Below are 6,486 nucleotides of genomic sequence, written 5' to 3'. Positions count from 1 at the left end.
AAGTAAGATCCCTTAGAGATGATGAGGTTGATAGGTCTGGTGTGGAAGCGTGGTAACACGTGAAGCTGACAGATACTAATCGATCGAGGACTTAACCAAATTTTTAAATGTGTGTGATTGTCGTTATCTAGTTTTGAAGGAACGATGTTCCTTTAATTTAATAACTTGTCTGGTAATGATGGCGAAGAGGCCACACCCGTTCCCATACCGAACACGGAAGTTAAGCTCTTCAGCGCCGATGGTAGTTGGGGGCTGTCCCCCTGTGAGAGTAGGACGTTGCCAGGCAGTTATTATAATATTATCGCGGGGTGGAGCAGTTCGGTAGCTCGTCGGGCTCATAACCCGAAGGTCGTAGGTTCAAATCCTGCCCCCGCAACCAATTAAATTTAACTTATCATGGTCCCGTGGTGTAGCGGTTAACATGCCTGCCTGTCACGCAGGAGATCGCCGGTTCGATCCCGGTCGGGACCGCCATTATAACGAAACAATTGTTTCGTGTTTTTTTATGTTTATTTACTTTTTTCTATGTAACATTTATGATAAAGACATCCACCTTAGGAGTATATCCTAAGGTTTTTTTATACAAACAAAAGAAAAGGTGAATAAGGAGGACATCGATTTGCCTGATGAATTTTCCTTTATTAATAAAATAAAACCAGCAAAACTAAAGCAGTCTTCATGCATAATAGGTATTGGAGATGATGCAGCAGTATACCGTGCAAATAGTAATAAAGATCAAGTAGTCTGTGTCGACACGATGTGCGAAGAGGTCCATTTTTCGAGGAAGACAATGACGCCATTTGATATTGGTTGGAAGGCTGTTGCAGTTAATATAAGCGATATCGCCGCAATGGGGGGAAAACCTTTATATTATTTAGTCGCCATTGCTGTTCCAAATTCGTGGAAGGAAGAGGAACTATTAAACGTTTATGAAGGAATGGCTGCAATAGCTGATAAGTATAACATCGATTTAATTGGTGGAGATACGGTATCAACTAAAGGCAGCTTAGTAATCGCAGTTACAGTAATAGGAGAACTACCAACAGGTAAGGCATTATTAAGAAGTAGTGCTATGCCTGGCGATATCGTTTTTACTACGGGTACGTTAGGTAATTCTGCAGCAGGTTTAGAGATTCTTTTACACCAAGAAGAAAATACATATAAATCTTTTGAAAAAGAGTTAATCGTTTTCCACCAAAGGCCAGTTCCACAAGTAGAAGCAGGATTAATATTATCATCTTTAAATGAACGAGTTTCACTAAATGACATTAGTGATGGCTTAGCAAGTGAATGCAATGAAATAGCAGAAGCTAGTAATGTCAGCATTGAAATCGATGAACATGCTCTTCCTATTAGCAATGCTTTGAAAAACTATTCCTTGGATGACCAATTAAACTGGGTATACTATGGTGGAGAGGAATATCAATTAGTTGGTACAACGTCAAAACAACATTATTTGCAAATAGAAGAAAAAATGAAACAAGCCAATATCCAAGTAACGAAAATTGGTACAGTAAAAGAGAAGGGTGAATTCCCTGTCATGATTAGAAAAGATGGTAGGAGTTTAGAATTAAAGAAACTCGGGTATAACCATTTTAGAGAAGGTGAAAAGTAATGGTTTTTACATATGTCTCAAAAACAGAAGAACAAACATCGATTATTGCGGGTAGACTCGGTACATTATTAGAGCAAAATGATGTGATAACGTTAGAAGGAGATTTAGGGGCCGGAAAAACGACGTTCACAAAAGGGTTAGCAAAAGGTCTAGAGATAAAAAAAGTGGTTAATAGTCCGACTTTCTCGATCATTAAGGAGTACAAGGGAAGATTACCACTTTATCATATGGATGTATATCGTTTACATAATAGTGATGAAGATTTAGGGTTTGAAGAATACTTTGAAGGTAACGGTGTTTCTGTTGTGGAATGGGCGCACTATATAAAAGAATACTTACCAGAGGAGTATTTAACGATTACCATTCGTCTCATTGATGATGGAAATCGTGAAATTACTTTTGAACCTCATGGAAGTCGATATGAAAGTTTATGTAAGGAGTTATTTGTAGATGAAAATATTAGCAATTGATACATCAAATCAAACGTTAAGCATTGCGGTTACAAATGGTACGACAGTTCTCGGAGAACTAACAACAAATATTAAGAAAAACCATTCAACGAGAGCGATGCCAGCAATCGATGAGTTAATGAAGAAAGTTAATGTAAAACCAAAAGAATTAGAGAGAATTGTAGTAGCATCTGGCCCAGGTTCTTATACAGGTGTTCGAATTGGTGTAACAATTGCTAAGACGCTAGCTTGGACTTTGCAAATTCCTTTAGTTGGCGTTTCAAGTTTACAACTGATTGCTCAAAATGCCAGTTTATTTGATGGATATATTTGTCCTATCTTTGATGCTAGAAGAGGATTAGTTTATACAGGATTATACAAAGCTGAGCAGGAGTTTGTTTCATCAGTGGTCGAAGACTGTAATATTCTTTTAAAAGATTGGTTGGACATGCTAAAAGAGAAGGACAAGCCAATTCTCTTTATAGGAAATGATGTAGCTATACATAAAGAATTAATTATAGAACAACTAGAAGATAAGGCTATCTTTGCACCATTTACGCTTCATAATCCTCGAGCGTCAGAACTTGCTTTAATTGGTGCTTCAAGTGAACCTGTGGACTTACATACATTTGCCCCATCTTATTTAAGATTAGTGGAAGCTGAAGCTAATTGGTTAGCTAGTCAGAAGAAATAAGGTGAGAAGATGAATGATACGATTGTTTGCAGATTAATGACTGAAGAAGATATAAATGAAATTTTACAAGTAGAATACGCGTCGTTTTCAACGCCTTGGAGTCGAGACGCTTTTGAAAATGAGATAAAGCAAAATCACTTTGCTAATTATATTGTGTTAGAAGTAAATGGAGAAGTCGTAGGCTATGGTGGCTTTTGGAGTATTCTTGATGAGGCGCACATAACAAACATTGCGGTATCTCCAGCTTACCGTGGTAAAAAACTCGGTGAGTATTTAATGAAAAAAATGATAGACTTAGCGAGGGAGCTAGGAGCAGAAATGATGACTCTGGAAGTTAGAGCATCGAACCTCGTAGCACAAAACTTATATAAGAAGCTCGGTTTTGAAGAAAAAGGCATTCGCAAAGGATATTACTCTGATGATGGCGAGGATGCGTTAATAATGTGGGTGAATATAAATGAAAACAAATAATGAAATAATTTTAGCAATCGAAACAAGTTGTGATGAGACGGCAGTAGCTATTTTAAAAAATGGTACAGAACTGTTAGCAAACATCGTAGCTTCACAAATTGAGAGCCATAAAAGGTTTGGCGGTGTCGTTCCCGAGATTGCTTCTAGACATCATGTCGAAGCAATTACTGTTGTTATTGACGAAGCGCTAGAAAAGGCAGAAATGACGATGGATGATATTACTGCAATTGCAGTAACCGAAGGTCCGGGATTAGTAGGTGCGTTATTAGTTGGTGTTAATGCAGCAAAAGCATTAGCGTTTGCTCATGACAAACCTTTAGTAGGTGTCCATCATATTGCAGGCCATATCTATGCTAATCGCTTAGTAAAGGAAATGAATTTTCCATTGCTTTCGCTAGTTGTCTCTGGAGGGCATACAGAGCTAGTTTATATGAAGGAACATGGAGACTTTGAAGTAATCGGTGAAACTCGCGATGATGCGGCAGGTGAAGCTTATGACAAAGTAGCTAGAGCATTATCATTGCCATACCCAGGTGGTCCTCATATTGATCGTTTAGCACATGAAGGAAAAGCGACATTAAACTTACCGAGGGCTTGGTTAGAATCTGATTCCTATGATTTTAGTTTTAGTGGCTTAAAATCTGCGGTAATCAATGTGCTACATAATGCTAAACAACGTGGGGAAACAATTAAAGATGAAGATTTGGCTGCTAGCTTTCAAGAAAGTGTTGTAGAAGTTCTTGTTAACAAAACAGTAAAAGCTGCAAAAGAGTACGAAGTAAAGCAAGTGCTTTTAGCTGGTGGAGTAGCTGCAAACAAAGGGCTAAGAAAACAACTAGAAGAAAGCTTTAAAACAATAGACTGTGAATTAATTATACCACCGTTATCATTGTGTACAGATAACGCTGCTATGATAGCGGCAGCTGGTAGTATTGCTTATCAAAAAGGCAAATTTGCAACATACGAATTAAATGCCAACCCTGGACTTTCATTAGAAAGCTAAGCTGTGGAAAAACTTATCCACAGCTTTTCTATTTATGTGGAAAAACGTATAAAACTTAAGTATTATCAGACCTAGCGATGTTAGTAAATATTTGTCGAAATTACACCTTGTAATGTGGATAATGTGAATAAGTATTGTGTATACAAGTAAAACAACGGTTTATATGTGTATAAGACTGTGGATATTGTGTATAGTTCTATGGATATGTTAATAAGTTTTCTTACTAATAATAAGTTATCCTCAAAATAAACAAAAAAAAGCTGACGAATTACTCGTCAGCTGTCTTGTAATGCTTCCCACTCTTCCATTAAGTGCATTAATGAATCTTGATGAGATTGTAATTGTTCGTTTAATTCATTTACTTTTTCATGATTATCAAAGATGATTGGATCACATAATTGCTGTTCAACATCTTCGACTTTCTGTTCAAACGATTCGATTTCAGCTTCAAGCTCTTCAATTCGGCGTAGGCGCTGACGTTCCCGTTTTTTCGCCTCTTTATCAAGTGCAAATTGATTGCGGTCTGACGTATTAGCTGTAGCCTTTTCATGACTACTTTTCTTTTCCTCTTCAATCTGCCTTAATTCTTCTTTTTTCTCTAAATAGTAATCATAATCGCCAATATAGTCTTCCGCCCCATTTTTAGAAAGCTCAATGACCCGTGTTGCTAACCTGTTAATAAAGTAACGGTCATGTGATACGAACAGGATTGTACCAGGGTAATCGATTAATGCGGATTCTAATATTTCCTTACTTTCTAAATCTAAATGGTTTGTCGGCTCATCGAAGATTAGTAAGTTTGCATTTTGTAACATTAACTTGGCAAGTGCAACTCGCGCTTTTTCGCCACCACTTAACGCTTTAATCGCTTTGAAAACATCATCGCCACTAAATAAAAAGTTACCTAGGACAGTGCGAATTTCTTTCTCTGTTTTCCCAGGATATTCATCCCATAATTCATGTAGAACATCTTTATTAGACATTAGGTTTGCTTGTTCTTGGTCGTAATAGCCGATTGTGACGTTAGACCCAAGCGTTGTTGTACCGGCATTAGCCTGTAGTGTGCCAATAATAGTTTTTAATAATGTTGATTTTCCAATCCCGTTTGGCCCAACAATGGCAACACTTTCACTTCGGTTAATTGCAAAAGTGACATTTTTAAATACAGGGGGTTCACCATCCTGATAACGAACAGCTAATTCTTGTACTTTTAGGACGTCATTTCCACTTTGTTTTTCAATATCAAAGCTGAAGGATGCTTTCTTTTCATCACCAAGAGGGCGATCGATATCTTCCATCTTTTCTAATTGTTTGCGTTTACTTTGTGCTCTTTTTGTAGTCGATGCTCGAGCGATATTTTTTTGCACAAATTCTTGGAGTTTTGCTTTTTCCGCCTGTTGTTTTTCATATTGTTTGAGTTGCTGTTCATACATAATGTGTCGTTGCTCTAAATAAAAACTATAGTTTCCTGCAAATTTTGTACATTCGCGTCTTGATATTTCATAAACCGTATTCACTACTTTATCGAGGAAATAACGGTCATGAGAAACGATTAATAAAGCACCAGGATAAGCTTGTAAATATTTTTCAAGCCAAGATAAAGTCTGGATATCAAGATGGTTTGTAGGCTCGTCCAAAATTAATAAATCAGGCTTTTCTAATAGTAGCTTCGCTAAAGCTAAACGAGTTTTTTGCCCACCACTTAATGTTGAGATTTTCGTCTCATAATTCATATCGCTAAAACTCATCCCGTGCAAGACGCTACGAATATCAGCCTCGTATTTATAGCCACCTTGCTCCTTAAATGAAAGCTGCAATTCATCATACTCAGCTAAAACTTTTTCATATTTACTTGCATCATTAAGAACAGACTCTTCACCCATTCGTTTTTCTAAGTTGCGAAGTTGCTTTTCCATTTCCTGTAAGTGTTCAAAAATTTTTAGCATTTCATCCCAAATAGAACGAGTCGAGTCGAGCCCCGTATTTTGCGCAAGATAGCCAATTGATACATGTTTTGGTTTAATTACTTCACCGGAATCATAGCTTAAATGTCCAGAAATAATTTTTAATAAAGTTGACTTACCAGCACCGTTTCTACCTATTAAGGCAATACGGTCATTCGTTTTAATTTCTAGTTTTATGTTAGATAATATAACTTCTGCACCGAAGTTCTTCGTTAATTGGTTCACTTGTAATAAAATCATAGGTTACCACCTCTATGTTATACTCTAGTATAGTGTAGCTTACATTAGGA

6 protein-coding genes, 2 tRNA genes and 2 rRNA genes are annotated in these 6,486 nt (G+C 37.0%); 9 read left to right on the top strand and 1 reads right to left on the bottom strand.

What is annotated here, in order from left to right; translation table 11 throughout:
• The 9 genes from CIB95_RS15400 to tsaD all read left to right on the top strand — a co-directional run.
• Window positions 1-99: ribosomal RNA gene (locus CIB95_RS15400) — 23S ribosomal RNA — on the top strand; the annotation flags it as partial.
• A gap of 69 nt (window positions 100-168) precedes the next feature.
• Window positions 169-285: ribosomal RNA gene (gene rrf, locus CIB95_RS15395) — 5S ribosomal RNA — on the top strand.
• Window positions 286-302: 17 nt separating this feature from the next.
• Window positions 303-379 (top strand) — tRNA-Met (locus tag CIB95_RS15390).
• 19 nt (window positions 380-398) lie between these two features.
• Window positions 399-474: transfer RNA gene (locus CIB95_RS15385), tRNA-Asp, on the top strand.
• Between the two features lie 145 nt (window positions 475-619).
• Window positions 620-1,615 (top strand): thiamine-phosphate kinase, encoded by a 996-nt coding sequence (gene thiL, locus CIB95_RS15380; protein ID WP_332893465.1) that lies wholly within the window; start codon window positions 620-622, stop codon window positions 1,613-1,615.
• The gene (gene tsaE / locus CIB95_RS15375; RefSeq protein WP_094926631.1) at window positions 1,615-2,085 is read left to right on the top strand and encodes a tRNA (adenosine(37)-N6)-threonylcarbamoyltransferase complex ATPase subunit type 1 TsaE; all 471 of its coding nucleotides are present in this window, start codon (window positions 1,615-1,617) and stop codon (window positions 2,083-2,085) included. Before thiL ends, tsaE begins: the two co-directional genes overlap by 1 nt.
• Window positions 2,066-2,758 carry a tRNA (adenosine(37)-N6)-threonylcarbamoyltransferase complex dimerization subunit type 1 TsaB gene (gene tsaB, locus CIB95_RS15370; protein WP_094926629.1) on the top strand — a complete coding sequence of 231 codons (693 nt, stop codon included), beginning with the start codon at window positions 2,066-2,068 and terminating at the stop codon, window positions 2,756-2,758. The genes tsaE and tsaB overlap by 20 nt, the downstream gene beginning before the upstream one ends.
• Window positions 2,759-2,767: 9 nt before the next feature.
• A complete protein-coding gene (gene rimI, locus CIB95_RS15365) occupies window positions 2,768-3,229 on the top strand; it encodes a ribosomal protein S18-alanine N-acetyltransferase (RefSeq protein ID WP_094926627.1) in 462 nt (153 codons plus the stop codon).
• Window positions 3,216-4,232 carry a tRNA (adenosine(37)-N6)-threonylcarbamoyltransferase complex transferase subunit TsaD gene (tsaD, locus tag CIB95_RS15360; protein ID WP_094926625.1) on the top strand — a complete coding sequence of 339 codons (1,017 nt, stop codon included), beginning with the start codon at window positions 3,216-3,218 and terminating at the stop codon, window positions 4,230-4,232. Before rimI ends, tsaD begins: the two co-directional genes overlap by 14 nt.
• 275 nt (window positions 4,233-4,507) lie before the next feature.
• Here the strand turns inward: tsaD and CIB95_RS15355 are convergent, their stop codons facing one another.
• Entirely contained in the window at window positions 4,508-6,436 is a 1,929-nt protein-coding gene (locus tag CIB95_RS15355) for an ABC-F family ATP-binding cassette domain-containing protein (protein ID WP_094926623.1), read from the bottom strand.
• Between the last annotated feature and the right edge of the window lie 50 nt (window positions 6,437-6,486).

It is taken from the genome of Lottiidibacillus patelloidae, assembly GCF_002262935.1.
GTDB lineage: Bacteria > Bacillota > Bacilli > Bacillales > SA5d-4 > Lottiidibacillus > Lottiidibacillus patelloidae.
The sequence above is the reverse complement of the archived record's forward strand: the minus strand, read 5'-3'. Positions and strand labels throughout refer to the sequence as shown.

What these genes read in the sequence shown, in the direction of transcription:
- tsaE (WP_094926631.1), top strand. Translation starts at nt 1,615, where the DNA reads ATGGTTTTTACATATGTCTCAAAAACAGAAGAACAAACATCGATTATT.
- tsaB (WP_094926629.1), top strand. Translation starts at nt 2,066, where the DNA reads ATGAAAATATTAGCAATTGATACATCAAATCAAACGTTAAGCATTGCG.
- rimI (WP_094926627.1), top strand. Translation starts at nt 2,768, where the DNA reads ATGAATGATACGATTGTTTGCAGATTAATGACTGAAGAAGATATAAAT.
- tsaD (WP_094926625.1), top strand. Translation starts at nt 3,216, where the DNA reads ATGAAAACAAATAATGAAATAATTTTAGCAATCGAAACAAGTTGTGAT.
- CIB95_RS15355 (WP_094926623.1), bottom strand. Translation starts at nt 6,436, where the DNA reads ATGATTTTATTACAAGTGAACCAATTAACGAAGAACTTCGGTGCAGAA.